Source organism: Paraburkholderia sp. 22098 (genome assembly GCF_052045935.1).
In the GTDB taxonomy this organism is placed as follows: Bacteria; Pseudomonadota; Gammaproteobacteria; order Burkholderiales; family Burkholderiaceae; genus Paraburkholderia; species Paraburkholderia caledonica.
The window spans coordinates 1-26,624 of record NZ_JBQEPV010000020.1; the positions used below are offsets into that span (position 1 = coordinate 1).

Sequence of the window (26,624 nt, forward strand, 5' to 3'; positions counted from 1 at the left end):
CCGTGAAACGACTCCACGCCGATGATAGTGCGGATTGCCCGTGTGAAAGTAGGTAATTGTCAGGCTCCCCAGCAGCATCAGAAACCCCACCCCACAAAAGGTGGGGTTTCTGCGTTTACCGCAGCACCGCGATCACTGCATATAAGTGAGAGCGTTTGGGTTGGAACAGTCAGGCAAGTCTTGACATCAAGCGGTTGTTCCCCCATAATCATCAGTTCTCTTCGGAGGGGTGCCCGAGTGGCTAAAGGGGGCAGACTGTAAATCTGTTGGCTTACGCCTACGTTGGTTCGAATCCAACCTCCTCCACCAGAATGCAAGTTGAAGCAGTTGTTGGGAATCCATGATCTTGCGGGTGTAGCTCAATGGTAGAGCAGAAGCCTTCCAAGCTTACGACGAGGGTTCGATTCCCTTCACCCGCTCCAGCTACACAAAAGTAGCGCCCATGTGGCTCAGTGGTAGAGCACTCCCTTGGTAAGGGAGAGGTCGGCAGTTCGATCCTGCCCATGGGCACCAGAAGTACTCGGTGATTGTTTGCGCCCGGCGCAACGTACGGAAAAATCCTCTTAGGAGTCGAAAATGGCCAAGGGTAAGTTTGAGCGGACCAAGCCGCACGTGAACGTCGGCACGATCGGTCACGTTGACCACGGCAAGACCACGCTGACGGCAGCGATCACGACGGTTCTGACGCAGAAGTTCGGCGGCGAAGCGAAGGCATACGACCAGATCGACGCGGCGCCGGAAGAAAAGGCACGTGGTATCACGATCAACACGGCGCACGTCGAGTACGAAACGGCTAACCGCCACTACGCACACGTTGACTGCCCGGGCCACGCTGACTATGTGAAGAACATGATCACGGGCGCCGCGCAGATGGACGGCGCGATCCTGGTGTGCTCGGCCGCTGACGGCCCGATGCCGCAAACGCGTGAGCACATCCTGCTGGCGCGTCAGGTTGGCGTTCCGTACATCATCGTGTTCCTGAACAAGTGCGACATGGTGGACGACGCTGAGCTGCTGGAGCTGGTCGAGATGGAAGTGCGCGAGCTTCTGTCGAAGTACGACTTCCCGGGCGACGACACGCCGATCATCAAGGGTTCGGCCAAGTTGGCGCTGGAAGGCGACAAGGGCGAGCTGGGCGAAGTGGCGATCATGAATCTGGCCGACGCGCTGGACACGTACATCCCGACGCCGGAGCGCGCAGTGGACGGCGCATTCCTGATGCCGGTGGAAGACGTGTTCTCGATCTCGGGTCGCGGCACGGTGGTGACGGGTCGCGTGGAGCGTGGCGTCGTGAAGGTCGGCGAGGAAATCGAAATCGTTGGTATCAAGCCGACGGTGAAGACGACCTGCACGGGCGTGGAAATGTTCCGCAAGCTGCTAGACCAGGGTCAGGCGGGCGACAACGTCGGTATCCTGCTGCGCGGCACGAAGCGCGAAGACGTGGAGCGTGGCCAGGTGCTGGCCAAGCCGGGTTCGATCAACCCGCACACGCACTTCACGGCTGAGGTGTACGTGCTGAGCAAGGACGAAGGCGGCCGTCACACGCCGTTCTTCAACAACTATCGTCCGCAGTTCTACTTCCGTACGACGGACGTGACGGGCTCGATCGAGTTGCCAAAGGACAAGGAAATGGTCATGCCGGGCGACAACGTGTCGATCACGGTGAAGCTGATCAACCCGATCGCGATGGAAGAAGGTCTGCGCTTCGCTATCCGCGAAGGCGGCCGTACCGTCGGCGCCGGTGTCGTTGCCAAGATTCTCGAGTAACGCCAGATAGTTCTCGTTAATCTGTAGTTTCGGGGTTGGCGGTGTCGTCAGCCCCAAATGGTTTAGGGGTATAGCTCAACTGGCAGAGCGTCGGTCTCCAAAACCGAAGGTTGGGGGTTCGATTCCCTCTGCCCCTGCCAACTCTCGCGTCAACTGTGGCGCTTCGTTAAGGTGTTATGGCGAATCCTTCCGTCGAAACTGTAAATACATCCGGCGACAAGCTGATGCTCGTCGCGGGCGTATTGCTGGTCTTGGCCGGGTTCGTGGGGTTCTTCTGGCTCAATGGTCAGGAATGGTACGTCCGCGGAGCCGCCTTGGCTGTTGGTGCAATCGCGGGTGTTGCAGTCGGTCTTCTCTCCGCGCCTGGCAAGGGTTTCATCGCTTTCGCCAAAGACTCGTACAAGGAAGTCCGCAAGGTCGTCTGGCCGACTCGCAAAGAGGCTACTCAGACGACGTTGGTGGTTTTCGGCTTCGTGTTCGTGATGGCGATCTTTCTGTGGGTTAGTGATAAATCCATCGAATGGGCGATTTTCTCGGTGATTCTGGGTTGGAAATGATATGAGCAATACTCCGGCATCTCCGAGCGGCAAACGTTGGTACGTCGTGCACGCCTACTCCGGCATGGAGAAGAGCGTGCAGCGTGCGCTTCAGGAGCGCATTGAGCGCGCCGGCATGCAAGACCAGTTTGGTCAAATCCTCGTGCCGACCGAAGAGGTGGTCGAGGTGAAGGGTGGTCACAAATCGGTGACCGAGCGTCGTTTCTTCCCCGGTTATGTACTGGTTGAGATGGAAATGACGGATGAGACGTGGCACCTCGTGAAGAATACGGCGAAGGTCACGGGCTTCGTAGGCGGTGCGCGTAATCGGCCGAGTCCGATCTCTCCGCGCGAAGTCGAGAAGATTATGTCGCAGATGCAGGAGGGTGTGGAGAAGCCGCGTCCGAAGACCCTGTTTGAAGTAGGCGAGATGGTTCGGGTGAAGGACGGTCCTTTCACCGATTTCAACGGCAGCGTCGAAGAAGTCAATTACGAAAAGTCGCGCGTCCGTGTTTCCGTTACAATCTTCGGCCGCGCTACGCCGGTCGAGCTGGAATTCGGCCAAGTCGAGAAGTTGTAATCCAGATTCTACGCAGCGCGCCAGTCGGCGCGTTCCGTACTTCGCGCTTACGGTCCGCGTAATGGCCGTTGAGGAGCGCAAGTACCCGGGGTCCGGCGAACGCGCGCTACTACTCACTGAACGTTCGCTTGAAAGGTGACGTTCCAAAGAGGTTTTCAACATGGCAAAGAAAATCATCGGCTTTATCAAGCTGCAGATTCCTGCAGGTAAAGCCAACCCGTCGCCGCCGGTCGGTCCGGCACTGGGCCAGCGCGGCCTGAACATCATGGAGTTCTGCAAGGCGTTTAACGCGCAGACTCAAGCACTGGAGCCGGGTCTGCCGATTCCGGTCGTGATCACCGCGTTTGCTGACAAGAGCTTCACGTTTGTCCTGAAGACGCCGCCGGCAACGGTTCTGATCAAGAAGGCAGCGAAGATCGACAAGGGTTCGAGCAAGCCGCACACCGACAAGGTCGGCAAGATCACCCGCGCTCAAGCTGAAGACATCGCCAAGACCAAGATGCCCGATCTGACCGCGGCTGATCTGGACGCAGCGGTTCGTACGATCGCTGGTAGCGCCCGCTCGATGGGCATCACCGTGGAGGGCGTGTAAATGGCTAAGCTTTCTAAGCGTCTGCAGGCTTTTGCAGCAAAGGTTGACCGTCAGAAGCTGTACCCGATCGACGACGCGCTGTCGCTGGTCAAGGAGTGCGCGAGCGCAAAGTTCGACGAGTCGATCGACGTGGCAGTGCAACTCGGCATCGATGCGAAGAAGTCGGACCAAGTGGTCCGCGGTTCGGTCGTTCTGCCGGCAGGTACAGGCAAGTCGGTTCGCGTCGCCGTGTTCGCACAGGGCGAAAAAGCTGAACAGGCTCGCGCAGCCGGCGCTGAAGTCGTCGGTATGGAAGACCTGGCTGAGCAGGTGAAGGCTGGCAATCTGGACTTCGACATCGTGATCGCTTCGCCGGACACGATGCGCGTGGTCGGTACGCTCGGTCAGATCCTCGGCCCGCGCGGCCTGATGCCGAACCCGAAGGTCGGCACGGTCACGCCGGACGTCGCAACGGCCGTGAAGAATGCCAAGGCTGGCCAGGTACAATTCCGTGTCGACAAGGCCGGTATTATCCACGCCACCATTGGTCGTGCTTCGTTCGAACCGACGGCTCTGCGTAGCAATCTGAGCGCTCTCATCGACGCGCTGCAGAAGGCCAAGCCGGCAACGAGCAAGGGTGTTTACCTGCGTAAGGTTGCACTGTCGAGCACGATGGGCGTCGGCGTTCGCGTCGATCAGACGTCGCTCGCTGCACAATAAAGTAATTCATCGCCTCGACGAAAGTCGGGGCGTTTATGGGCTTTGGGCGGTTGTGAGATGTCAGTAGTTGGCATCGCGCAACCGGTTGTCAAAGACCGTTGGCGGGCACGCAGCAGGTAGGCGGACTCTTAATGTAAAGCCAACGCAGATGGCGAACCCGAAAAGGTTTTGTAGTGATGAAGCCGTTAGACGCTTGCAGCAGTGCGGGTGTCGCGCGGTCGAAATACTCCTGACTGGTCGGACGCCGTTATTGAACGCGGTACACAAGGCGCACGCCGCGTGTATCGAATCTGGAGGTTAACCGTGCCACTCAACAAAGAAAGCAAGCAGGCCGTCGTCGCTGAGGTTGCCGCGCAAGTCGCGAAAGCCCAGACCGTGGTTCTGGCTGAGTATCGTGGGATCACGGTTGGCGATCTGACCAAGCTGCGCGCGAAAGCGCGTGAGCAACAGGTGTACCTTCGCGTGTTGAAAAACACGCTGGCGCGTCGCGCTGTCGAAGGTACCCCGTTCGCTCCGCTGGCAGAGCAGATGACTGGCCCCCTGATCTACGGCATCTCTGAAGATGCAATTGCTGCCGCTAAGGTCGTCAATGACTTCAGCAAGAGCAATGATAAGTTGGTCATCAAGGCTGGCGCCTACGAAGGCAACGTGATGGACAAGGCGGGCGTGCAAGCGCTGGCCAACATCCCGAGCCGCGAGGAGCTGCTCTCCAAGCTGTTGTTCGTTATGCAAGCACCTGTTTCTGGCTTCGCGCGCGCTTTGGCCGCGCTGGCAGAAAAGAAACAAGGCGAAGAATCCGCTGCGTAATGCACTTCAGCCGAGCGTATTGATCGCTAGCTGTATCCGAATTCAATTTAGGAGTATTTCAAATGGCAATCGCAAAAGAAGACATCCTCGAAGCCGTAGGCTCGATGTCGGTTCTGGAACTGAACGAGCTGGTTAAGGCGTTCGAAGAAAAGTTTGGCGTGTCGGCAGCTGCTGTTGCAGTGGCAGGCCCCGCAGGTGCAGGCGGCGGCGCTGCTGCAGCTGAAGAGCAAACTGAATTCACGGTGAACCTGGTTGAAGTTGGCGCGAACAAGGTTTCCGTCATTAAGGCAGTTCGTGAACTGACGGGTCTCGGCCTGAAGGAAGCGAAGGACCTGGTCGACGGTGCACCGAAGCCTGTGAAGGAATCGGTACCGAAGGCTGCTGCCGAAGAAGCGAAGAAGAAGCTGGAAGAAGCCGGCGCGAAGGCTGAAATCAAGTAAGTTTCAGCGCGCTGTGCGAAGGCTGGCGGTTTTCCACCGCCGGCCTTTTTGTGCTTTGTGGGGGACGCGTTTTTGCATCGTTGTTTAGCAACAATGCGACTCCCAGAAGCCAAAGAAAACCGCCTATCGGCAACATTGACCGGCGCTTCTCTTTGTCTTCTGAAGCGACTGCAGAAGGCAAGTTTGGTCGGGTAGCGGTTAAGGTTCCATGCGACAGGCATCCGCTGCCGTCAGCCAGCGGTTGGTAGAGGCCAACCACCAAGCTTCTAGGCTCGTTCAAGCCATCGGACGGCCATCGGGTCTCAGTCGGTGAACACTCGGGTTGTCTCATCAAGGTATCCTGCCTCGACAACAATGCCCGCCGTGATTCGGAGATCGTATGCAATATTCCTTCACCGAGAAGAAGCGTATTCGCAAGAGTTTTGCGAAGCGCCCCATCGTTCACCAAGTACCTTTCCTGCTGGCTACCCAGCTTGAATCATTCAGCACGTTTCTGCAAGCAGACACGTCCTCCACGCAACGCAAGCCGGAAGGCCTGCAAGCCGCGTTCACATCCGTTTTCCCGATTGTTTCGCACAATGGGTTCGCACGTCTCGAGTTCGTCAGCTACATGCTGTCGCCGCCGGCATTCAACATCAAGGAATGTCAGCAGCGCGGTTTGACGTACTGCTCCGCCCTGCGCGCCAAAGTGCGCCTGGTGCTGCTCGACAAGGAGTCGCCGAGCAAACCGGTCGTCAAGGAAGTGAAGGAACAGGAAGTGTACATGGGCGAAATTCCGCTCATGACGCCGACGGGTTCGTTCGTCATCAACGGCACGGAACGTGTGATCGTTTCGCAGCTGCACCGTTCGCCTGGCGTGTTCTTCGAACACGACAAGGGCAAGACGCACAGCTCGGGCAAGCTCCTGTTTTCGGCGCGTATCATTCCTTACCGCGGTTCGTGGCTCGATTTCGAGTTCGACCCGAAGGATGTGCTGTACTTCCGCGTCGACCGTCGCCGCAAGATGCCGGTCACGATCCTGCTGAAGGCAATCGGCCTCACGCCGGAACAGATCCTCGCAAACTTCTTCGTGTTCGATAACTTCACGCTGATGCCGGAAGGCGCGCAGATGGAGTTCGTGCCGGAGCGTCTGCGTGGCGAAGTCGCGCGTTTCGACATCACGGACCGTGATGGCAACGTGATCGTCCAGAAGGACAAGCGGATCAACGCGAAGCACATTCGCGATCTGGACAACGCGAAGACCAAGTTCATCTCGGTCCCGGAAGACTATCTACTCGGCCGCGTGCTGGCGAAAAACGTCGTCGACGGCGACACCGGTGAAGTCATCGCCAACGCGAATGACGAAATCACCGAGACCGTCCTCGAGAAGCTGCGCGAATCGAAGATCAAAGACATCCAGACGCTCTACACGAACGATCTGGATCAAGGTCCGTACATCTCGTCGACGCTGCGTATCGACGAAACCGCGGACAAGATGGCCGCTCGCATCGCGATCTACCGCATGATGCGTCCGGGCGAACCGCCGACCGAAGAAGCGGTCGAGGCGCTGTTCAACCGTCTGTTCTACAGCGAAGACGCATACGACCTGTCCAAGGTGGGTCGTATGAAGTTCAATCGCCGTGTCGGCCGCGATGAAATCGTCGGCCCGATGACGCTGCAAGACGACGACATCCTCGCTACGATCAAGATCTTGGTCGAACTGCGTAACGGTAAGGGTGAAGTCGACGACATCGACCACTTGGGCAATCGCCGTGTGCGTTGCGTCGGCGAACTGGCGGAAAACCAGTTCCGCGCCGGTCTGGTGCGTGTCGAACGTGCTGTGAAGGAACGCCTCGGCCAGGCCGAAAGCGAAAACCTGATGCCGCACGACCTGATCAACTCGAAGCCGATTTCGTCGGCAATTCGCGAGTTCTTCGGTTCGTCGCAGCTGTCGCAGTTTATGGACCAGACGAATCCGCTGTCGGAAATCACCCACAAGCGCCGTGTCTCGGCACTTGGCCCGGGCGGTTTGACGCGTGAGCGCGCAGGCTTTGAAGTCCGCGACGTCCACCCGACGCACTATGGTCGTGTCTGCCCGATCGAAACGCCTGAAGGTCCGAACATCGGCCTGATCAACTCGCTCGCTCTGTACGCGCACCTGAACGAATACGGCTTCCTCGAAACGCCGTATCGCAAGGTCGTGGACGGCAAGGTGACCGACCAGATCGATTACCTGTCGGCGATCGAAGAAGGTCGTTACGTGATCGCTCAGGCGAACGCGGCAGTGGCTGAAGACGGCACGCTAACCGACGAACTCGTGTCGTCGCGTGAAGCGGGCGAAACGCTGATGGTCACGCCGGACCGTATCCAGTACATGGACGTGGCGCCGTCGCAGATCGTGTCGGTGGCTGCATCGCTGATTCCGTTCCTCGAGCACGACGACGCGAACCGCGCGTTGATGGGCTCGAACATGCAGCGTCAGGCTGTGCCGTGTCTGCGTCCCGAAAAGGCCGTGGTGGGTACGGGTATCGAGCGTACGGTGGCGGTCGACTCGGGTACGACGGTTCAGGCATTCCGCGGCGGTGTGGTCGATTATGTCGACGCCGGCCGTATGGTGATCCGCGTGAACGACGATGAAGCCGTTGCTGGCGACGTCGGCGTGGACATCTACAACCTGATCAAGTACACGCGTTCGAACCAGAACACGAACATCAACCAGCGCCCGATCGTGAAGGTCGGCGACATCGTGTCGCGTGGCGACGTGCTGGCTGACGGCGCATCGACCGATCTGGGTGAGCTGGCTCTTGGCCAGAACATGCTGGTCGCGTTCATGCCGTGGAACGGCTACAACTTCGAAGACTCGATTTTGATCTCGGAGAAGGTGGTTGCAGACGACCGTTACACGTCGATCCACATCGAAGAACTGAACGTCGTGGCTCGCGACACGAAGCTCGGACCGGAAGAAATCACGCGCGACATCTCGAACCTGGCTGAAGTGCAACTCGGCCGTCTCGATGAGTCGGGCATCGTCTACATCGGCGCGGAAGTCGAAGCAGGCGACGTGCTGGTCGGCAAGGTCACGCCGAAGGGCGAAACCCAGCTGACGCCGGAAGAAAAGCTGCTGCGCGCGATCTTCGGTGAAAAGGCTTCGGACGTGAAGGACACGTCGCTGCGCGTGCCGTCGGGCATGAGCGGCACGGTCATCGACGTGCAAGTGTTCACGCGTGAAGGCATTCAGCGCGACAAGCGCGCGCAACAGATCATCGACGATGAACTGAAGCGCTATCGCCTCGACTTGAACGACCAGTTGCGCATCGTGGAAGGCGACGCGTTCCAGCGTCTCGCACGTATGCTCGACGGCAAGGTCGCGAACGGCGGTCCTAAGAAGCTGGCAAAGGGCACGAAGATCGAACAGGCTTACCTGCAAGATCTGGATCATTACCACTGGTTCGACATCCGCCTCGCGGACGAAGAAGCAGCGGCACAGCTCGAAGCCATCAAGGACTCGATCGAACAGAAGCGTCACCAGTTCGATCTGGCGTTCGAAGAGAAGCGCAAGAAGCTCACGCAAGGCGACGAACTGCCGCCGGGCGTGTTGAAGATGGTCAAGGTGTACCTGGCAGTGAAGCGCCGCCTGCAGCCTGGCGACAAGATGGCCGGCCGTCACGGTAACAAGGGTGTCGTGTCGAAGATCGTTCCGATCGAAGACATGCCGTACATGGCCGACGGCCGTCCGGCTGACGTCGTTCTGAATCCGCTCGGCGTGCCGTCGCGGATGAACGTCGGTCAGGTTCTCGAAGTGCATCTGGGTTGGGCCGCGAAGGGTCTCGGCTGGCGTATCGGCGAAATGCTGCAGCGTCAGGCGAAGATCGCTGAACTGCGCGAATTCCTGACCAAGATCTACAACGAGTCGGGCCGCGCCGAAGAGCTTGACAGCTTCACCGACGACGAAATCGTCGAACTGGCGAAGAACCTGCGCGAAGGCGTGCCGTTCGCAACGCCGGTGTTCGACGGTGCGACGGAAGAAGAAATGTCGCGCGCGCTGGATCTGGCATTCCCGGACGACATCGCGAAGAACCTCGGCATGACGCCGTCGAAGAATCAGGTGCGTCTGTACGACGGCCGGACCGGCGAAATGTTCGAACGTACGGTGACGGTCGGCTACATGCACTACCTGAAGCTGCACCACCTGGTCGACGACAAGATGCACGCGCGTTCCACGGGCCCGTACTCGCTCGTGACGCAGCAGCCGTTGGGCGGTAAGGCGCAGTTCGGTGGCCAGCGTTTCGGTGAAATGGAAGTGTGGGCGCTCGAAGCGTACGGCGCATCGTACGTGCTGCAGGAAATGCTGACGGTGAAGTCGGACGACGTGACAGGCCGGACCAAGGTGTACGAGAACCTGGTCAAGGGCGATCACGTGATCGATGCAGGCATGCCGGAATCCTTCAACGTGTTGGTGAAGGAAATCCGCTCGCTCGGTATCGACATCGACCTCGACCGCAACTAATCGGACTACTGGAGAGAAGCGATGAAAGCTTTGCTCGATCTATTCAAGCAAGTCCAACAACCTGAAGTTTTTGACGCGATCAAGATCGGTCTGGCTTCGCCAGACAAGATCCGTTCGTGGTCGTTCGGTGAAGTGAAGAAGCCGGAAACCATCAACTACCGGACGTTCAAGCCGGAACGCGATGGTTTGTTCTGCGCGAAAATTTTCGGGCCGATCAAAGACTATGAATGCCTTTGCGGCAAGTACAAGCGCCTGAAGCACCGTGGCGTGATCTGCGAGAAGTGCGGCGTCGAAGTGACGCTGGCGAAGGTGCGTCGCGAACGGATGGGCCACATTGAACTGGCCTCGCCGGTTGCGCACATCTGGTTCCTGAAGTCGCTGCCGTCGCGTCTGGGCATGGTGCTCGACATGACGTTGCGCGACATCGAACGCGTGCTGTACTTCGAAGCATATGTGGTGATCGATCCGGGCATGACGCCGCTGAAAGCGCGGCAGATCATGACCGAAGAGGATTACTACAACAAGGTCGAAGAATACGGTGACGAATTCCGTGCCGAAATGGGCGCGGAAGGCGTTCGCGAGCTGCTGCGCGCGATCAATATCGACGAACAGGTTGAAATGCTCCGTACCGAACTCAAGAACACGGGTTCGGAAGCGAAGATCAAGAAGTATGCGAAGCGCCTGAAGGTGCTCGAGGCTTTCCAGCGTTCGGGCATCAAGCCTGACTGGATGGTGCTCGAAGTGCTGCCGGTGCTGCCGCCGGAACTGCGTCCGCTGGTGCCGCTGGATGGCGGCCGCTTCGCGACGTCGGACCTGAACGACCTGTATCGCCGCGTGATCAACCGTAACAACCGGTTGAAGCGTCTGCTCGAACTGAAGGCGCCTGAAATCATCGTCCGCAACGAAAAGCGGATGCTGCAGGAAGCCGTCGATTCGCTGCTCGACAACGGTCGTCGCGGTAAGGCAATGACCGGCGCGAACAAGCGTCCGCTGAAGTCGCTCGCTGACATGATCAAGGGTAAAGGCGGTCGTTTCCGTCAGAACTTGCTCGGTAAGCGCGTCGACTATTCGGGCCGTTCGGTGATCGTGGTCGGCCCGACGCTCAAGCTTCATCAGTGCGGTCTGCCGAAGCTGATGGCGCTCGAACTGTTCAAGCCGTTCATCTTCAACAAGCTGGAAGTGATGGGTGTTGCTACCACCATCAAGGCTGCGAAGAAGGAAGTCGAGAACCAGACGCCGGTGGTGTGGGACATTCTCGAAGAAGTCATTCGCGAACATCCGGTCATGCTGAACCGCGCGCCTACGCTGCACCGTCTTGGCATTCAGGCTTTCGAGCCGGTGCTGATCGAAGGTAAGGCGATCCAGCTGCACCCGCTCGTTTGCGCGGCGTTCAACGCCGACTTCGACGGTGACCAGATGGCTGTTCACGTTCCGCTGTCGCTCGAAGCGCAGATGGAAGCGCGCACGCTGATGCTGGCGTCGAACAACGTGCTGTTCCCGGCTAACGGCGATCCGTCGATCGTGCCGTCGCAGGATATCGTGCTCGGTCTGTACTACGCGACCCGTGAAGCTGTGAACGCGAAGGGCGAAGGCCTGACGTTCACCGGCGTTTCGGAAGCGCTGCGTGCATACGAGAACAAGGAAGTCGAGCTCGCCTCGCGCGTCAACGTGCGGATCACCGAAATGGTCCACAACGAAGACAAGTCGGAAGGTGCGCCGGCGTTCGTGCCGAAGATCTCGCTGTACGCGACGACCGTCGGCCGTGCAATCCTGTCGGAAATTCTGCCGCCGGGCCTGCCGTTCTCGGTGCTGAACAAGCCGCTGAAGAAGAAGGAAATCTCGCGTCTGATCAACACCGCGTTCCGCAAGTGCGGTCTGCGTGAAACGGTGATTTTCGCCGACCAGTTGATGCAGTCGGGTTTCCGTCTGGCCACGCGCGCTGGTATCTCGATCTGCGTCGACGACATGCTCGTGCCGCCGCAGAAGGAAACCATCGTCGGCGACGCCGCGAAGAAGGTGAAGGAATACGACCGTCAGTACATGTCGGGTCTCGTCACGTCGCAAGAGCGCTACAACAACGTCGTCGACATCTGGTCGGCAACGTCGGAAGCGGTCGGCAAGGCGATGATGGAACAGCTGTCGACGGAACCGGTGGTGGATCGCGACGGCAACGAAACGCGTCAGGAATCGTTCAACTCCATCTACATGATGGCGGACTCGGGCGCTCGTGGTTCCGCAGTTCAGATTCGTCAGCTGGCCGGTATGCGTGGCCTGATGGCGAAGCCGGACGGCTCGATCATCGAGACGCCGATTACGGCGAACTTCCGTGAAGGTCTGAACGTGTTGCAGTACTTCATCTCGACCCACGGCGCACGTAAGGGTCTGGCTGATACGGCACTGAAGACGGCAAACTCCGGTTACCTGACGCGACGTCTCGTCGACGTGACGCAGGATCTGGTGGTGGTCGAGGACGATTGCGGTACGTCCAACGGCGTGGCGATGAAGGCGTTGGTCGAAGGCGGTGAAGTCGTCGAAGCACTGCGTGACCGTATTCTCGGTCGCGTCGCGGTGGCTGACGTCGTCAATCCGGAATCGCAGGAAACGCTGTACGAAGCGGGCAGCCTGCTCGACGAAGATGCGGTCGAAGAAATCGAGCGCCTCGGCATCGACGAAGTGCGCGTTCGTACCCCGCTGACGTGCGAAACACGTTACGGTCTGTGCGCAGCTTGCTACGGCCGCGACCTGGGCCGCGGCTCGCTCGTGAATGTCGGTGAGGCAGTCGGTGTGATCGCCGCTCAGTCGATCGGTGAGCCGGGCACGCAGCTGACCATGCGTACGTTCCACATCGGTGGTGCGGCGTCGCGTGCGGCAGTGGCTTCGTCGGTTGAAGCCAAGTCGAACGGTACGGTGCGCTTCACGTCGACGATGCGTTACGTCACTAACGCGAAGGGCGAGCAGATCGTCATTTCGCGTTCGGGCGAAGCGATGATCACCGACGACCACGGTCGCGAGCGCGAACGTCACAAGGTGCCGTACGGCGCGACGCTGTTGCAGCTGGACGGCGCGCAGATCAAGGCCGGCACGCAACTGGCGACGTGGGACCCGATGACGCGTCCGATCATCACCGAGTACGGTGGTACGGTGAAGTTCGAGAACGTCGAAGAAGGCGTGACCGTTGCGAAGCAGATCGACGACGTGACGGGTCTTTCGACTCTCGTCGTGATCGACGTGAAGCGCCGCGGTTCGCAAGCTTCGAAGACGGTGCGTCCGCAGGTCAAGCTGCTCGACGCGAACGGCGAGGAAGTGAAGATCCCCAACACCGAGCACTCGGTGCAGATCGGCTTCCAGGTCGGCGCTCTGATCACCGTGAAGGACGGTCAGCAAGTGCAGGTCGGTGAAGTGCTCGCACGTATCCCGACTGAATCGCAAAAGACGCGTGACATTACCGGCGGTCTGCCGCGTGTGGCGGAACTGTTCGAAGCACGTTCGCCGAAGGACGCAGGTATCCTGGCGGAAGTCACGGGTACGACGTCGTTCGGTAAGGACACGAAGGGCAAGCAGCGTCTCGTTATCACGGACCTCGAGGGCAACCAGCACGAGTTCCTGATCGCGAAGGAAAAGCAGGTTCTGGTTCACGATGGTCAGGTCGTCAACAAGGGCGAAATGATCGTGGACGGACCGGCGGATCCGCACGACATCCTGCGTTTGCAGGGCGTCGAAGCGCTGTCGCGCTACATCGTGGACGAAGTGCAGGACGTGTACCGTCTGCAAGGCGTGAAGATCAACGACAAGCACATTGAAGTGATTGTTCGTCAGATGCTGCGCCGCGTGCAGATTACGGACAACGGCGATACGCGTTTCATCCCGGGCGAACAGGTCGAGCGGTCGGATATGCTCGACGAGAACGACCGTATGATCGCGGAAGACAAGCGTCCGGCAACGTACGAAAACGTGTTGCTCGGTATCACGAAGGCGTCGCTGTCGACCGACTCGTTCATCTCTGCGGCATCGTTCCAGGAAACGACCCGCGTGCTGACCGAAGCGGCGATTATGGGCAAGCGCGACGATCTGCGTGGTCTGAAGGAAAACGTGATCGTTGGCCGTCTGATTCCGGCCGGTACGGGTCTCGCGTTCCACAAGGCACGCAAGAGCAAGGAACTGTCCGACCGCGAGCGTTTCGATCAGATCGCAGCGGAAGAGTCGTTCGAATTCGGTACGCCGGAAACCCCGGCCGCCGAACAGCAGCACTCAGGCGAATAAGTCCCGGCGGCGTAAGCCGCTTGGGGCTCTAGCCAGCGAAGCCGCTCAGTTTCGACTGAGCGGCTTTTTTTTGCGCCGCTTTTTTACGCGTTCTTGTCCATTCGCAGGCCAGATGGCTAACGTTGTTGCAAAGCGCGGGCGCAGCGCGAATGCGTTGGTAAAATTCGTGTCACCCGCTTTACGCTGCTTCTCTCAAATTCATGTCCCGTCCGCTCGAAATCCTCAACGAAGTTTTTGGTTACCCCGCGTTCAGAGGACAGCAAGGCGAAATTGTCGAACACGTCGCTGGCGGCGGCGATTGTCTCGTACTGATGCCAACGGGCGGCGGGAAGTCGCTGTGTTATCAGATCCCGTCGCTGGTGCGCCGCGAAGGCGGCTTCGGCACGGGTATCGTGGTCTCGCCGTTGATCGCGCTGATGCAGGATCAGGTGGCCGCGCTCACGGAAGTCGGCGTGCGCGCCGCTTACCTGAACTCCACGCTTTCGAGCGCGGAGGCGATGGCTACCGAGCGTGCGCTGCGTGACGGCGACATCGATCTGCTCTACGTCGCGCCCGAACGTTTGATGACGCCGCGATTCCAGGAGTTGCTGGAGCGCACCCGGATTGGACTTTTCGCCATCGACGAAGCGCATTGCGTCTCGCAATGGGGGCACGATTTCCGGCCCGAATATATCCAGCTCTCGGTTCTGCACGAGCGCTTCCCGAATGTGCCGCGCATTGCGCTGACCGCGACCGCGGACGCCATCACGCGAGACGAAATCATTCACCGTCTCGCACTCGACGACGCGCGCATTTTCGTTTCGAGTTTCGATCGGCCCAATATCCGTTATCGCATCGTCGAAAAGGACAACGCGCGCACGCAGTTGCTCGACTTTATTCGCGCCGAACACACGCGGGCGGACGGGACGACCGACGCAGGGGTGGTCTATTGCTTGTCGCGGCGCAAAGTCGAAGAGACGGCCGAATGGCTCAAAGAAAAGGGTATGCGCGCGTTGCCGTATCACGCAGGCATGGAATTCGAGACGCGTCAGAAGCACCAGGAGATGTTTCAGCGCGAGGAAGGCATTGTGATGTGCGCGACGATCGCGTTCGGCATGGGCATCGACAAGCCGGACGTGCGGTTCGTCGCTCACCTCGATTTGCCGAAGAGTGTCGAAGGGTATTACCAGGAAACCGGCCGCGCCGGCCGCGATGGCATGCCGGCCAATGCATGGATGGCCTACGGTCTAGGCGACGTCGTGCAGCAGCGCAAGATGATCGACGAGTCTGATGCGGACGACGCACACAAGCGCGTCCAGACCGGCAAGCTGGATGCGCTTCTTGGTTTGTGCGAAGCGGCGACGTGCCGGCGCGTGCGCCTTCTCGCGTATTTCGGCGAATCGAGCAAACCTTGCGGTAACTGCGACAACTGCCTTGAGCCACCCGACACGTGGGACGCGACGCGCGAGTCGCAGATGGCGCTGTCGTGCGTGTTTCGCGCGCAGCGGGCGAGCGGTTTTCACTTCGGCGCGGGCCATCTCATCGACATTCTGCGCGGCAATCGCAGCGAGAAAATACTGCAGCGCGGGCACGAAAAACTGACCACATTCGGCATTGGCGCGGCACTCGGCGAACCGGAGTGGCGCGCGGTGTTTCGCCAGTTGGTGGCGTTCGGTTATCTGACAGTCGATCACGAAGGATTCGGCTCGCTCGTTCTCACCGAGGCCAGCAAACCCGTTTTAAAGGGCGAGCAAAATGTCACGATGCGCCGTTATGTAAAGCCCACGCGTACTCGCCAGTCGTCTGGTCGAACCAGCGAACGAGCGGATCCGACGATCGGCATGGGGCCGCGGGAGCGCGCGCGCTGGGATCGGCTACGCGCATGGCGCACGGAAACCGCGAAGAGCGACGGCGTACCCGCCTACGTGATTTTCCACGACGCGACGCTTGCGGAGATCGCTCGAAACGGCCCCGATTCCATTGAAGATTTGCGCGGCATTCCGGGCATGGGCGCGCGCAAGCTCGATCGTTTCGGGGACGAACTGCTCGAAGTCGTTGCCGCTGATTAAGTGGAGCGCCGTCGTCAGCCAACGTGCGCAGGTCTGCGAAACATTGCAACCTGTTGACTCGCTTAGCCTTTTCGGAATATTATGCTAGGTTCCGGTCTTTGGGATGCACGCGCGCGGACTCCGTCCACGTACTTGTAGTCGAAGCCGGAAGTTCGATGCGCAATCGTTTCTGCTTTGCCCGGAAACAGATGCGTCGATTTTGTTCAATTTCAGGAATAGACAATGCCAACCATCAATCAACTGGTTCGCAAAGGCCGCGCGTCGGAAACGACGAAGAGCAAGAGCCCGGCCTTGCAGGACTGCCCCCAGCGTCGCGGCGTGTGCACCCGTGTGTACACCACGACGCCGAAGAAGCCGAACTCGGCACTGCGTAAAGTTGCTAAGGTGCGCCTCACGAACGGTTTCGAAGTCATTTCGTACATCGGTGGTGAAGGCCACAACCTGCAGGAACACTCGGTCGTGCTGATTCGCGGCGGCCGTGTGAAGGACTTGCCGGGTGTGCGTTACCACATGGTTCGCGGCTCGCTGGATACCCAGGGCGTCAAGGATCGTAAGCAGGCTCGCTCGAAGTACGGTGCGAAGCGTGCCAAGGCTGGCAAGTAATCATCAGCCGGTCCGTAGTTCAGGTCGCCTGCAAAGGCGGTAATAGCGGTGGTGCCGGAATCGCCGGTGCTGTCGAGTAAGTGGTCACCCGACCAGGCTGGTAAGTCGTTAGAGATGAATCGGGTTAGTTGGTGGCCGCGGGGCTAAAACAGCTCCAACTGAAAAGTTAAAGGAAGAATCATGCCGCGTCGTCGCGAAGTCCCCAAGCGGGAAGTGTTGCCGGATCCGAAGTTCGGTAACGTTGATGTAGCTAAGTTCATGAACGTGCTGATGCTCTCCGGCAAGAAGTCGGTTGCTGAGCGCATTGTGTACGGCGCTTTCGAACAGATCCAGACCAAGGGTGGCAAGGACCCGCTGGAAGTGTTCACGGTAGCGCTCAACAACGTCAAGCCGGTGGTCGAAGTCAAGAGCCGCCGCGTTGGTGGTGCGAACTATCAGGTTCCGGTCGAAGTGCGCCCGTCGCGTCGTATGGCATTGGCGATGCGTTGGCTGCGTGAAGCCGCGAAGAAGCGCAGCGAGAAGTCGATGGCCCTGCGTCTGGCAGGTGAACTTTCCGAAGCGGCCGAAGGCCGTGGCGGCGCAATGAAGAAGCGCGACGAAGTTCACCGGATGGCAGAAGCCAACAAGGCGTTCTCGCATTTCCGTTTCTAAGCTTCCCGAATCCGGGTTAGCAGACAAAAACGGAAAGAAATTCCGGGCGGGTGCGCTTACAAAGCGCCTCGCCCGTTTGTGTTACAGCGCGATGGGTATTTTCTCGCATCGCGTCATCCCCATAGAGGATCAAAGTGGCTCGCAAGACACCTATCGAGCGCTACCGTAACATCGGTATTAGCGCTCACATCGACGCCGGCAAGACGACGACGACCGAGCGCATCCTGTTCTATACCGGCGTGAACCACAAGATTGGTGAAGTTCACGACGGCGCTGCCACCATGGACTGGATGGAGCAGGAGCAGGAACGCGGCATCACGATTACGTCGGCTGCTACGACGGCGTTCTGGAAAGGCATGGCCGGCGACCGCGCTGAGCACCGCATCAACATCATCGACACCCCGGGCCACGTCGACTTCACGATTGAAGTTGAGCGCTCCATGCGCGTGCTCGACGGCGCGTGCATGGTGTACTGCGCTGTGGGTGGCGTGCAGCCCCAGTCGGAAACCGTGTGGCGTCAGGCTAACAAGTACAAGGTTCCGCGTCTCGCGTTCATCAACAAGATGGACCGTACCGGCGCGAACTTCTTCAAGGTTTACGACCAGCTGAAGCTGCGTCTGAAGGCAAACCCGGTTCCGGTCGTGGTGCCTATCGGCGCGGAAGAAAACTTCACGGGTGTCGTCGACCTGATGAAGATGAAAGCGATCATTTGGGACGACGCGTCCCAAGGCACCAAGTTCTCGTACGAAGAAATTCCGGCTGAGCTCGCCGACACGTGCAATGAATGGCGTGAAAAGATGGTCGAAGCAGCGGCTGAATCGAGCGAAGATCTGATGAACAAGTACCTCGAGTCGGGCGAACTGACGGAAGAGGAAATCATCAAGGGTCTGCGCGACCGTACGATCGCTTGCGAAATCCAGCCGATGCTGTGCGGCACCGCGTTCAAGAACAAGGGCGTGCAACGCATGCTGGATGCCGTGCTCGATTTCCTGCCGTCGCCGATCGACATCCCGCCGGTCACTGGCGAGCTGGAAAACGGTGAGCAAGGCGAGCGCCGCGCTGCCGACGACGAAAAGTTCTCGGCTCTGGCATTCAAGATCATGACCGACCCGTTCGTCGGCCAGCTGATCTTCTTCCGCGTGTACTCGGGCGTCGTCAATTCGGGCGACACCGTGCTGAACGCGACCAAAGACAAGAAGGAACGTCTGGGTCGTATTCTGCAGATGCACGCGAACCAGCGCGAGGAAATCAAGGAAGTTCGCGCGGGCGACATCGCTGCAGCAGTCGGCCTGAAAGACGCAACGACCGGCGACACGCTGTGCGATCCGCAAAGCCCGATCGTCCTCGAGCGCATGATTTTCCCGGAGCCGGTGATTTCGCAGGCTGTTGAGCCGAAGACGAAGCCCGACCAGGAAAAAATGGGTCTGGCGCTGAACCGTCTGGCACAGGAAGATCCGTCGTTCCGCGTTCAAACGGACGAAGAATCGGGCCAAACGATTATTTCGGGCATGGGCGAGCTCCACCTGGAAATTCTCGTCGACCGTATGAAGCGCGAATTCGGCGTGGAAGCGACCGTCGGCAAGCCGCAGGTTGCTTACCGTGAAACGATTCGTGGCAAGGCAGAAGACGTTGACGGCAAGTTCGTCAAGCAGTCGGGTGGTCGCGGCCAGTACGGTCACGCGGTCATCACGCTCGAGCCGAACGAGCAAGGCAAGGGTTACGAGTTCCTCGACGAGATCAAGGGCGGTGTGATTCCGCGCGAATACATCCCGGCGGTGGACAAGGGTATCCAGGAAACGCTGAAGGCAGGCGTGCTGGCGGGCTTCCCGGTTGTCGACGTCAAGGTTCACCTGACGTTCGGTTCGTACCACGACGTTGACTCGAACGAAAATGCGTTCCGCATGGCCGGCTCGATGGCGTTCAAGGAAGCAATGCGCAAGGCTCAACCGGTCATCCTCGAACCGATGATGGCTGTGGAAGTCGAAACGCCGGAAGACTACATGGGCAACGTGATGGGCGACCTGTCGGGCCGTCGCGGTATCGTCCAGGGTATGGACGATATGGTTGGCGGTGGCAAGATTGTTCGCGCCGAAGTGCCGCTGTCCGAAATGTTCGGCTACTCGACGTCGCTGCGTTCGCTGACCCAGGGTCGCGCAACGTATACGATGGAGTTCAAGCACTACTCCGAAGCACCGCGTAACGTGTCGGAAGCAATCATCAACGCGAAGTCGAAGTAATTGCGCGGCAAGTCATTCAACGATTAACTTTTTGAAAGAAGAGAAACATGGCTAAAGGTAAATTCGAACGGACCAAGCCGCACGTGAACGTCGGCACGATCGGTCACGTTGACCACGGCAAGACCACGCTGACGGCAGCGATCACGACGGTTCTGACGCAGAAGTTCGGCGGCGAAGCGAAGGCATACGACCAGATCGACGCGGCGCCGGAAGAAAAGGCACGTGGTATCACGATCAACACGGCGCACGTCGAGTACGAAACGGCTAACCGCCACTACGCACACGTTGACTGCCCGGGCCACGCTGACTATGTGAAGAACATGATCACGGGCGCCGCGCAGATGGACGGCGCGATCCTGGTGTGCTCGGCCGCTGACGGCCCGATGCCGCAAACGCGTGAGCACATCCTGCTGGCGCGTCAGGTTGGCGTTCCGTACATCATCGTGTTCCTGAACAAGTGCGACATGGTGGACGACGCTGAGCTGCTGGAGCTGGTCGAGATGGAAGTGCGCGAGCTTCTGTCGAAGTACGACTTCCCGGGCGACGACACGCCGATCATCAAGGGTTCGGCCAAGTTGGCGCTGGAAGGCGACAAGGGCGAGCTGGGCGAAGTGGCGATCATGAATCTGGCCGACGCGCTGGACACGTACATCCCGACGCCGGAGCGCGCAGTGGACGGCGCATTCCTGATGCCGGTGGAAGACGTGTTCTCGATCTCGGGTCGCGGCACGGTGGTGACGGGTCGCGTGGAGCGTGGCGTCGTGAAGGTCGGCGAGGAAATCGAAATCGTTGGTATCAAGCCGACGGTGAAGACGACCTGCACGGGCGTGGAAATGTTCCGCAAGCTGCTCGACCAGGGTCAGGCGGGCGACAACGTCGGTATCCTGCTGCGCGGCACGAAGCGCGAAGACGTGGAGCGTGGCCAGGTGCTGGCCAAGCCGGGTTCGATCAACCCGCACACGCACTTCACGGCTGAGGTGTACGTGCTGAGCAAGGACGAAGGCGGCCGTCACACGCCGTTCTTCAACAACTATCGTCCGCAGTTCTACTTCCGTACGACGGACGTGACGGGCTCGATCGAGTTGCCAAAGGACAAGGAAATGGTCATGCCGGGCGACAACGTGTCGATCACGGTGAAGCTGATCAACCCGATCGCGATGGAAGAAGGTCTGCGCTTCGCTATCCGCGAAGGCGGCCGTACCGTCGGCGCCGGTGTCGTTGCCAAGATTCTCGAGTAAGATCGCGGATTGACGTATTTGCTGTAAGTGGTGCCCGGAGCCGGGCGCCGGCCCTCAGCGGGCGCCCGGCTCTACGTTCTTTTACTGTCTGGCGGCGCAATACCGCCTCGCTCTTTTTCAAGGAATTGTCATGCAGAACCAGAAAATCCGCATTCGCCTGAAGGCTTTCGACTATCGCCTGATCGACCAATCGGCTGCTGAAATCGTCGACACGGCAAAGCGGACTGGCGCAATCGTTCGTGGTCCGGTGCCCCTGCCGACCCGCATTCAACGCTTCGACATCCTGCGTTCGCCGCACGTCAACAAGACGTCGCGCGATCAGCTCGAAATCCGCACGCACCAGCGCCTGATGGACATCGTCGATCCGACGGACAAGACCGTCGACGCACTGATGAAGCTGGACTTGCCGGCTGGCGTGGACGTCGAAATCAAGCTGCAATAAGGGCTTCGAGCGTTGCTCAGCGCCGCTGACAACGCTAAGTCTTTGATTGCTTGCAGAAAACGAAAAGCCTCGCTATAATGCAAGGCTTTTCGCGCATTTGCGCAAAAAAGTCGGTGTGCTGCAGCATGAATTCATGCCCGAAACGGCACCGGCATTTTGTAAATTAGCCCCGACCAATCGCAGTCGGGAATGGAGAAAACGATGAGCCTTGGACTCGTAGGTCGCAAGGTTGGCATGACCCGTATCTTCACGGCAGAAGGGGATTCGATTCCCGTTACCGTGCTGGACGTGTCCGACAACCGCGTGACGCAGATCAAGACTGTTGAAACCGACGGCTACACGGCCGTGCAGGTTGCATTCGGTACGCGCCGTGCATCGCGTGTGACGAAGCCGTTGGCCGGTCATCTCGCCAAAGCCGGTGTTCAAGCCGGTGAAATCCTCAAAGAATTCCAGATCGACGCCGCTAAGGCTGCCGAGTTGTCGAACGGCACCGTAGTTGGTCCTGACCTGTTCGAAGTAGGCCAGAAGGTCGACGTGCAAGGCGTGTCGATTGGTAAGGGCTACGCCGGTACCATCAAGCGTTACAACTTCGCATCCGGCCGTGCATCGCACGGTAACTCGCGCTCGCACAACGTGCCGGGTTCGATCGGTATGGCGCAGGATCCGGGTCGTGTTTTCCCGGGTAAGCGCATGACCGGTCACATGGGTGACGACACGGTAACGGTGCAAAACCTCGAAATCGCTCGTATCGACGCTGACCGCAAGCTGTTGCTGGTCAAGGGCGCCGTTCCGGGTGCGAAGGGTGGCAAGGTATTCGTTACGCCGGCCGTGAAGACGCGTGCCGTGAAAGGAGCGAAATAATGGAACTTAAGCTCCTGAATGCCAATGGTCAGGAAGGTGCAGGCGTTAGCGCGTCGGACGTCGTGTTCGGCCGCGATTACAACGAAGCCCTGATTCACCAGGTGGTGGTTGCGTATCAAGCGAATGCCCGTAGCGGCAACCGCGCGCAGAAGGATCGTGAGCAAGTCAAGCACACGACCAAGAAGCCGTGGCGTCAGAAGGGTACGGGCCGCGCCCGTGCCGGTATGTCGTCGAGCCCGTTGTGGCGCGGCGGTGGCCGGATCTTCCCGAATTCGCCGGAAGAAAACTTTTCGCACAAGGTTAACAAGAAGATGCATCGCGCAGGTCTCTGCTCGATCTTCTCGCAGCTGGCCCGCGAAGGCCGTATCTCCGTTGTCGACGAGCTGACGCTCGAAGCTCCGAAGACCAAGCTGCTGGCCGAAAAATTCAAGGCGATGGGTCTCGACTCCGTGCTGGTGATTACCGACACGGTTGACGAAAACCTGTACCTCGCGTCGCGCAACCTCGCCCATGTGGCGGTTGTCGAGCCGCGTTACGCCGACCCGCTGTCGCTGATCTACTTCAAGAAGATCCTGATCACGAAGGCTGCGGTCGCCCAGATCGAGGAGTTGCTGTCATGAGCGAGATTCGCAAAAACGATCATCGTTTGATGCAGGTCCTGCTCGCGCCGGTGATCTCCGAAAAGGCGACGCTGGTGGCCGACAAGAACGAGCAAGTCGTGTTCGAAGTCGCGCCCGATGCCACGAAGCAGGAAGTGAAAGCTGCAGTCGAGCTGCTGTTCAAGGTGGAAGTCAATTCCGTCAACGTGCTGGTCTCGAAGGGCAAAGCCAAGCGCTTTGGCCGCTTCATGGGCAAGCGCAAAGACGTGAAGAAGGCATACGTCTGCCTGAAGCCCGGCCAGGAAATCAACTTTGAAGCGGAGGCCAAGTAATCATGGCAATCGTTAAAGTTAAGCCGACTTCGCCGGGTCGCCGCGCGATGGTCAAGGTGGTCAACAAGGATCTGTACAAGGGCAAGCCGTTTGCACCGCTGCTCGACTCGCAATCCTCCACCGCCGGCCGTAACAACAATGGCCACATCACTACGCGTCACAAGGGTGGTGGTCACAAGCATCATTACCGTGTCGTCGATTTCCGTCGCAACAAGGACGGTATCGCAGCGAAGGTCGAACGTCTCGAATACGATCCGAACCGTAGCGCGAACATCGCGCTAGTTCTGTATGCGGACGGCGAGCGCCGTTACATCATCGCTCCGAAGGGTATCACCGTCGGTCAGCAGCTGATGTCCGGTTCGGAAGCGCCGATTCGCGCAGGCAACACGCTGCCGATCCGCAACATTCCGGTCGGCACGACGATCCACTGCATCGAAATGCTGCCGGGCAAGGGCGCGCAAATGGCGCGTTCGGCTGGCACGTCGGCGATGTTGCTGGCTCGTGAAGGCATCTACGCACAGGTCCGCCTGCGCTCGGGTGAAATCCGCCGCGTCCACGTTGAGTGCCGCGCGACGATTGGTGAAGTTGGCAACGAAGAGCATAGCCTCCGTCAAATCGGTAAGGCTGGCGCAAACCGCTGGCGCGGTATCCGCCCGACGGTGCGCGGCGTTGCAATGAACCCGGTCGATCACCCGCACGGTGGTGGTGAAGGCAAGACGGCTGCAGGTCGCGATCCGGTGAGCCCGTGGGGCACGCCTGCTAAGGGTTATCGCACCCGCAGCAACAAGCGCACGACGAGCATGATCGTCCAGCGCCGTCACAAGCGTTAAGGAGTAGGCAATGGCACGTTCTGTAAAAAAAGGTCCGTTCTGCGACGCCCATTTGCTGAAGAAAGTTGAGGCGGCAGCAGCTTCGCGGGATAAGAAGCCGATCAAAACCTGGTCGCGTCGCTCGACGATCCTCCCGGATTTCATCGGTCTGACGATCGCCGTTCATAACGGCCGTCAACACGTTCCGGTGTACATCTCGGAAAACATGGTCGGCCACAAGCTTGGCGAGTTCGCACTGACCCGTACGTTCAAGGGTCACGCAGCCGACAAGAAGGCTAAGAAATAAGGGGCTCAAGATGGAAGTGAAAGCAATTCATCGCGGTGCCCGCATCTCGGCGCAGAAAACGCGCCTTGTGGCTGACCAGATCCGCGGTTTGCCGGTCGACAAGGCGCTGAACGTTCTGACGTTCTCGCCGAAGAAGGCTGCGGGAATCGTGAAAAAGGTCGTGCTGTCGGCGATCGCGAATGCGGAGCATAACGAAGGCGCCGATATCGATGAGCTCAAGATCACGAGCATTTACATCGACAAGGCTGCGTCGCTCAAGCGTTTTACCGCGCGCGCTAAAGGCCGTGGTAACCGCATCGAGAAGCAATCCTGTCACATCACTGTGACGGTCGGGAATTAAGGGGTCATACGATGGGACAGAAAATTCATCCGACTGGCTTCCGTTTGGCCGTCAGCCGCAATTGGGCGTCGCGTTGGTACGCGAACAACAACAATTTCGCGGCGATGTTGCAGGAAGACATCGGTGTTCGTGAATACCTGAAGAAGAAGCTGAAGAACGCTTCGGTTGGTCGCGTCGTTATCGAGCGTCCGGCGAAAAACGCGCGCATCACGATTTATAGCTCGCGTCCGGGTGTGGTCATCGGTAAGAAGGGCGAGGATATCGAGCTGCTGAAGTCGGAACTGCAACGCCGCATGGGCGTTCCGGTCCACGTCAACATCGAAGAAATCCGCAAGCCGGAAACCGATGCGCAACTGATCGCCGACTCGATCACGCAACAGCTCGAGCGCCGGATCATGTTCCGCCGCGCGATGAAGCGTGCGATGCAGAACGCGATGCGTCTGGGTGCTCAAGGCATCAAGATCATGAGCGCTGGTCGTCTGAACGGTATCGAAATCGCTCGTACGGAATGGTATCGCGAAGGTCGCGTTCCGCTTCATACGCTGCGCGCAGATATCGACTATGCGACTTCGGAAGCGAAGACGACGTACGGCATCATCGGCGTGAAGGTGTGGGTCTACAAGGGCGATACGCTCGGCCGCAACGACGCACCGGTGGTTGAAGAAGTCGCCGAAGAAAAGCGTCCGCGTCGCAACGCACGTCCGGGTGGCGATCGCCGTCCGCGTCGCGATGGTGAAGGTGGTGGCCCGGCAGGTGCACGCCGTGGCGCTCCTCGTCGTGCTGGCGGTGCCGGCGGCGACGGGAAGACTGGAGAATAACGATGCTGCAACCGAAACGCAGAAAGTATCGCAAAGAGCAGAAAGGTCGTAACACCGGTGTCGCTACCCGCGGTAACGCGGTGTCGTTCGGTGAATTCGGCCTGAAGGCTATCGGTCGTGGTCGTTTGACCGCGCGCCAGATTGAAGCGGCACGTCGTGCAATGACGCGTCACATCAAGCGTGGTGGCCGCATCTGGATCCGCATCTTCCCGGACAAGCCGATCTCGCACAAGCCGGCTGAAGTACGTATGGGTAACGGTAAAGGTAACCCTGAGTACTACGTCGCAGAGATTCAACCGGGCAAGATGCTGTACGAAATGGACGGCGTAACCGAAGAGCTGGCACGCGAAGCGTTCCGTCTGGCTGCAGCTAAGCTGCCGCTGAAGACGACCTTCATCGTGCGTCAGCTCGGCGCCTAAGGAGCAAATGATGAAGGCTTCCGAACTTCACCAGAAAGATCAGGCCGCGCTCAACAAGGAGCTGTCGGACCTGCTGAAGGCGCAATTCGGCCTGCGCATGCAACTCGCGACCCAGCAGCTCACGAACACGAGCCAGCTGAAGAAGGTTCGTCGCGACATCGCACGTGTGCGGACCGTCCTGACTGAGAAGGCGAACCAGAAATGAACGATAGCGTAAAAACCTCGCTCAAGCGGACGCTGGTCGGCAAGGTCGTCAGCAACAAGATGGACAAGACGGTCACCGTGCTGGTTGAGCACCGCGTGAAGCACCCGATCTACGGCAAGTATGTTGTGCGCTCGAAGAAGTACCACGCGCACGACGACGCGAACACGTACAACGAGGGTGACCTCGTTGAAATCCAGGAAACTCGTCCGATTTCGAAGACGAAGGCTTGGGTTGTGGCTCGCCTGGTCGAGGCTGCTCGCGTCATCTGACGCCGCTGAGTAGTAGAAGTTGTTGAAATCGCAGTAGATTTCGCTTGCAAGACCGAGATTATTTGTTATAATCTCGGTCTTCCCTCTTTATGGGAGCCCCGTCGCGGGCGAAGTTGGTGGGGGAAGCGGTTCAGGCGCCAGTCTGTCCCGAAGGATTCACCGGATTGCGATGGCGGGTTTCGTTTGCCGTCGCTGCTGTTCTAACCCAAGCAGCCGATTGGCTGACGGGACCAAGACTGACCGGGTACGCCATGGTGGTGTGACCGGATTAAGTTGGGA

At 59.1% G+C, this 26,624-nt stretch carries 25 protein-coding genes and 4 tRNA genes; all 29 read left to right on the forward strand.

All coding sequences use genetic code 11. The features are described 5' to 3' along the window. Positions 1–223: 223 nt before the first annotated feature. The 29 genes from ACTJLB_RS29425 (at position 224) to rpsQ (ending at position 26,345) form a co-directional block, all read left to right on the forward strand. Positions 224–309 (forward strand) — tRNA-Tyr (locus ACTJLB_RS29425). 39 nt (positions 310–348) lie between these two features. Next, positions 349–422 (forward strand) — tRNA-Gly (locus ACTJLB_RS29430). 16 nt (positions 423–438) lie between these two features. Then, positions 439–513: transfer RNA gene (locus ACTJLB_RS29435), tRNA-Thr, on the forward strand. Positions 514–576: 63 nt separating this feature from the next. Next, complete coding sequence (tuf, locus tag ACTJLB_RS29440) at positions 577–1,767, forward strand: elongation factor Tu (protein WP_012434572.1); 1,191 nt, start codon at positions 577–579, stop codon at positions 1,765–1,767. A gap of 64 nt (positions 1,768–1,831) precedes the next feature. Then, a tRNA-Trp gene (locus ACTJLB_RS29445) sits at positions 1,832–1,907 on the forward strand. A gap of 36 nt (positions 1,908–1,943) precedes the next feature. Continuing rightward, complete coding sequence (gene secE, locus ACTJLB_RS29450) at positions 1,944–2,324, forward strand: preprotein translocase subunit SecE (RefSeq protein ID WP_015003929.1); 381 nt, start codon at positions 1,944–1,946, stop codon at positions 2,322–2,324. A gap of 1 nt (position 2,325) precedes the next feature. After that, the gene (nusG, locus tag ACTJLB_RS29455) at positions 2,326–2,883 is read left to right on the forward strand and encodes a transcription termination/antitermination protein NusG (RefSeq protein ID WP_440785345.1); all 558 of its coding nucleotides are present in this window, start codon (positions 2,326–2,328) and stop codon (positions 2,881–2,883) included. 160 nt (positions 2,884–3,043) lie between these two features. Further along, entirely contained in the window at positions 3,044–3,475 is a 432-nt protein-coding gene (rplK, locus tag ACTJLB_RS29460; protein ID WP_007180146.1) for a 50S ribosomal protein L11, read from the forward strand. Next, complete coding sequence (gene rplA, locus ACTJLB_RS29465) at positions 3,476–4,174, forward strand: 50S ribosomal protein L1 (protein WP_020071562.1); 699 nt, start codon at positions 3,476–3,478, stop codon at positions 4,172–4,174. A gap of 303 nt (positions 4,175–4,477) precedes the next feature. Further along, a complete protein-coding gene (gene rplJ, locus ACTJLB_RS29470) occupies positions 4,478–4,981 on the forward strand; it encodes a 50S ribosomal protein L10 (RefSeq protein WP_013340748.1) in 504 nt (167 codons plus the stop codon). Between the two features lie 62 nt (positions 4,982–5,043). Next, entirely contained in the window at positions 5,044–5,421 is a 378-nt protein-coding gene (gene rplL, locus ACTJLB_RS29475) for a 50S ribosomal protein L7/L12 (RefSeq protein ID WP_020071563.1), read from the forward strand. A 379-nt stretch (positions 5,422–5,800) separates the two neighbouring features. After that, positions 5,801–9,907, forward strand: a complete 4,107-nt coding sequence (gene rpoB, locus ACTJLB_RS29480; protein ID WP_020071564.1) for a DNA-directed RNA polymerase subunit beta — start codon at positions 5,801–5,803, stop codon at positions 9,905–9,907. Positions 9,908–9,928: 21 nt separating this feature from the next. Next, on the forward strand, positions 9,929–14,167 hold the full coding sequence (rpoC, locus tag ACTJLB_RS29485; protein ID WP_020071565.1) for a DNA-directed RNA polymerase subunit beta': 4,239 nt from the start codon (positions 9,929–9,931) through the stop codon (positions 14,165–14,167). A gap of 200 nt (positions 14,168–14,367) precedes the next feature. Continuing rightward, the gene (recQ, locus tag ACTJLB_RS29490) at positions 14,368–16,215 is read left to right on the forward strand and encodes a DNA helicase RecQ (RefSeq protein WP_087751799.1); all 1,848 of its coding nucleotides are present in this window, start codon (positions 14,368–14,370) and stop codon (positions 16,213–16,215) included. 222 nt (positions 16,216–16,437) lie between these two features. Continuing rightward, the gene (rpsL, locus tag ACTJLB_RS29495) at positions 16,438–16,818 is read left to right on the forward strand and encodes a 30S ribosomal protein S12 (protein WP_006998493.1); all 381 of its coding nucleotides are present in this window, start codon (positions 16,438–16,440) and stop codon (positions 16,816–16,818) included. Positions 16,819–16,998: 180 nt separating this feature from the next. Further along, the gene (gene rpsG, locus ACTJLB_RS29500) at positions 16,999–17,469 is read left to right on the forward strand and encodes a 30S ribosomal protein S7 (RefSeq protein ID WP_006053291.1); all 471 of its coding nucleotides are present in this window, start codon (positions 16,999–17,001) and stop codon (positions 17,467–17,469) included. 134 nt (positions 17,470–17,603) lie between these two features. Further along, the gene (fusA, locus tag ACTJLB_RS29505; RefSeq protein ID WP_020071567.1) at positions 17,604–19,706 is read left to right on the forward strand and encodes an elongation factor G; all 2,103 of its coding nucleotides are present in this window, start codon (positions 17,604–17,606) and stop codon (positions 19,704–19,706) included. A 47-nt stretch (positions 19,707–19,753) separates the two neighbouring features. After that, positions 19,754–20,944: an elongation factor Tu gene (gene tuf, locus ACTJLB_RS29510; protein WP_012434572.1), complete on the forward strand. Its 1,191-nt coding sequence runs from the start codon at positions 19,754–19,756 to the stop codon at positions 20,942–20,944. 130 nt (positions 20,945–21,074) lie between these two features. Beyond that, positions 21,075–21,386: a 30S ribosomal protein S10 gene (gene rpsJ, locus ACTJLB_RS29515; protein ID WP_006998489.1), complete on the forward strand. Its 312-nt coding sequence runs from the start codon at positions 21,075–21,077 to the stop codon at positions 21,384–21,386. Between the two features lie 201 nt (positions 21,387–21,587). Continuing rightward, a complete protein-coding gene (gene rplC / locus ACTJLB_RS29520; protein ID WP_007180137.1) occupies positions 21,588–22,247 on the forward strand; it encodes a 50S ribosomal protein L3 in 660 nt (219 codons plus the stop codon). Beyond that, positions 22,247–22,867, forward strand: a complete 621-nt coding sequence (gene rplD / locus ACTJLB_RS29525) for a 50S ribosomal protein L4 (RefSeq protein WP_007180136.1) — start codon at positions 22,247–22,249, stop codon at positions 22,865–22,867. The genes rplC and rplD overlap by 1 nt, the downstream gene beginning before the upstream one ends. Continuing rightward, positions 22,864–23,178 (forward strand): 50S ribosomal protein L23, encoded by a 315-nt coding sequence (rplW, locus tag ACTJLB_RS29530; protein ID WP_007180135.1) that lies wholly within the window; start codon positions 22,864–22,866, stop codon positions 23,176–23,178. The genes rplD and rplW overlap by 4 nt, the downstream gene beginning before the upstream one ends. Before the next feature lie 2 nt (positions 23,179–23,180). Beyond that, positions 23,181–24,008, forward strand: coding sequence for a 50S ribosomal protein L2 (gene rplB / locus ACTJLB_RS29535; protein ID WP_020070581.1), 828 nt, complete (start codon positions 23,181–23,183; stop codon positions 24,006–24,008). A gap of 10 nt (positions 24,009–24,018) precedes the next feature. Next, complete coding sequence (rpsS, locus tag ACTJLB_RS29540) at positions 24,019–24,294, forward strand: 30S ribosomal protein S19 (protein WP_004199273.1); 276 nt, start codon at positions 24,019–24,021, stop codon at positions 24,292–24,294. A gap of 10 nt (positions 24,295–24,304) precedes the next feature. Then, the gene (rplV, locus tag ACTJLB_RS29545) at positions 24,305–24,634 is read left to right on the forward strand and encodes a 50S ribosomal protein L22 (RefSeq protein ID WP_011490054.1); all 330 of its coding nucleotides are present in this window, start codon (positions 24,305–24,307) and stop codon (positions 24,632–24,634) included. Positions 24,635–24,645: 11 nt separating this feature from the next. Further along, on the forward strand, positions 24,646–25,452 hold the full coding sequence (rpsC, locus tag ACTJLB_RS29550) for a 30S ribosomal protein S3 (RefSeq protein ID WP_020070582.1): 807 nt from the start codon (positions 24,646–24,648) through the stop codon (positions 25,450–25,452). 2 nt (positions 25,453–25,454) lie between these two features. Continuing rightward, positions 25,455–25,871 (forward strand): 50S ribosomal protein L16, encoded by a 417-nt coding sequence (gene rplP / locus ACTJLB_RS29555; RefSeq protein WP_013340739.1) that lies wholly within the window; start codon positions 25,455–25,457, stop codon positions 25,869–25,871. Positions 25,872–25,881: 10 nt separating this feature from the next. Beyond that, positions 25,882–26,076 carry a 50S ribosomal protein L29 gene (gene rpmC / locus ACTJLB_RS29560; RefSeq protein ID WP_007180130.1) on the forward strand — a complete coding sequence of 65 codons (195 nt, stop codon included), beginning with the start codon at positions 25,882–25,884 and terminating at the stop codon, positions 26,074–26,076. Continuing rightward, the gene (gene rpsQ / locus ACTJLB_RS29565; protein WP_007180129.1) at positions 26,073–26,345 is read left to right on the forward strand and encodes a 30S ribosomal protein S17; all 273 of its coding nucleotides are present in this window, start codon (positions 26,073–26,075) and stop codon (positions 26,343–26,345) included. Before rpmC ends, rpsQ begins: the two co-directional genes overlap by 4 nt. The last annotated feature ends 279 nt before the right edge of the window (positions 26,346–26,624 follow it).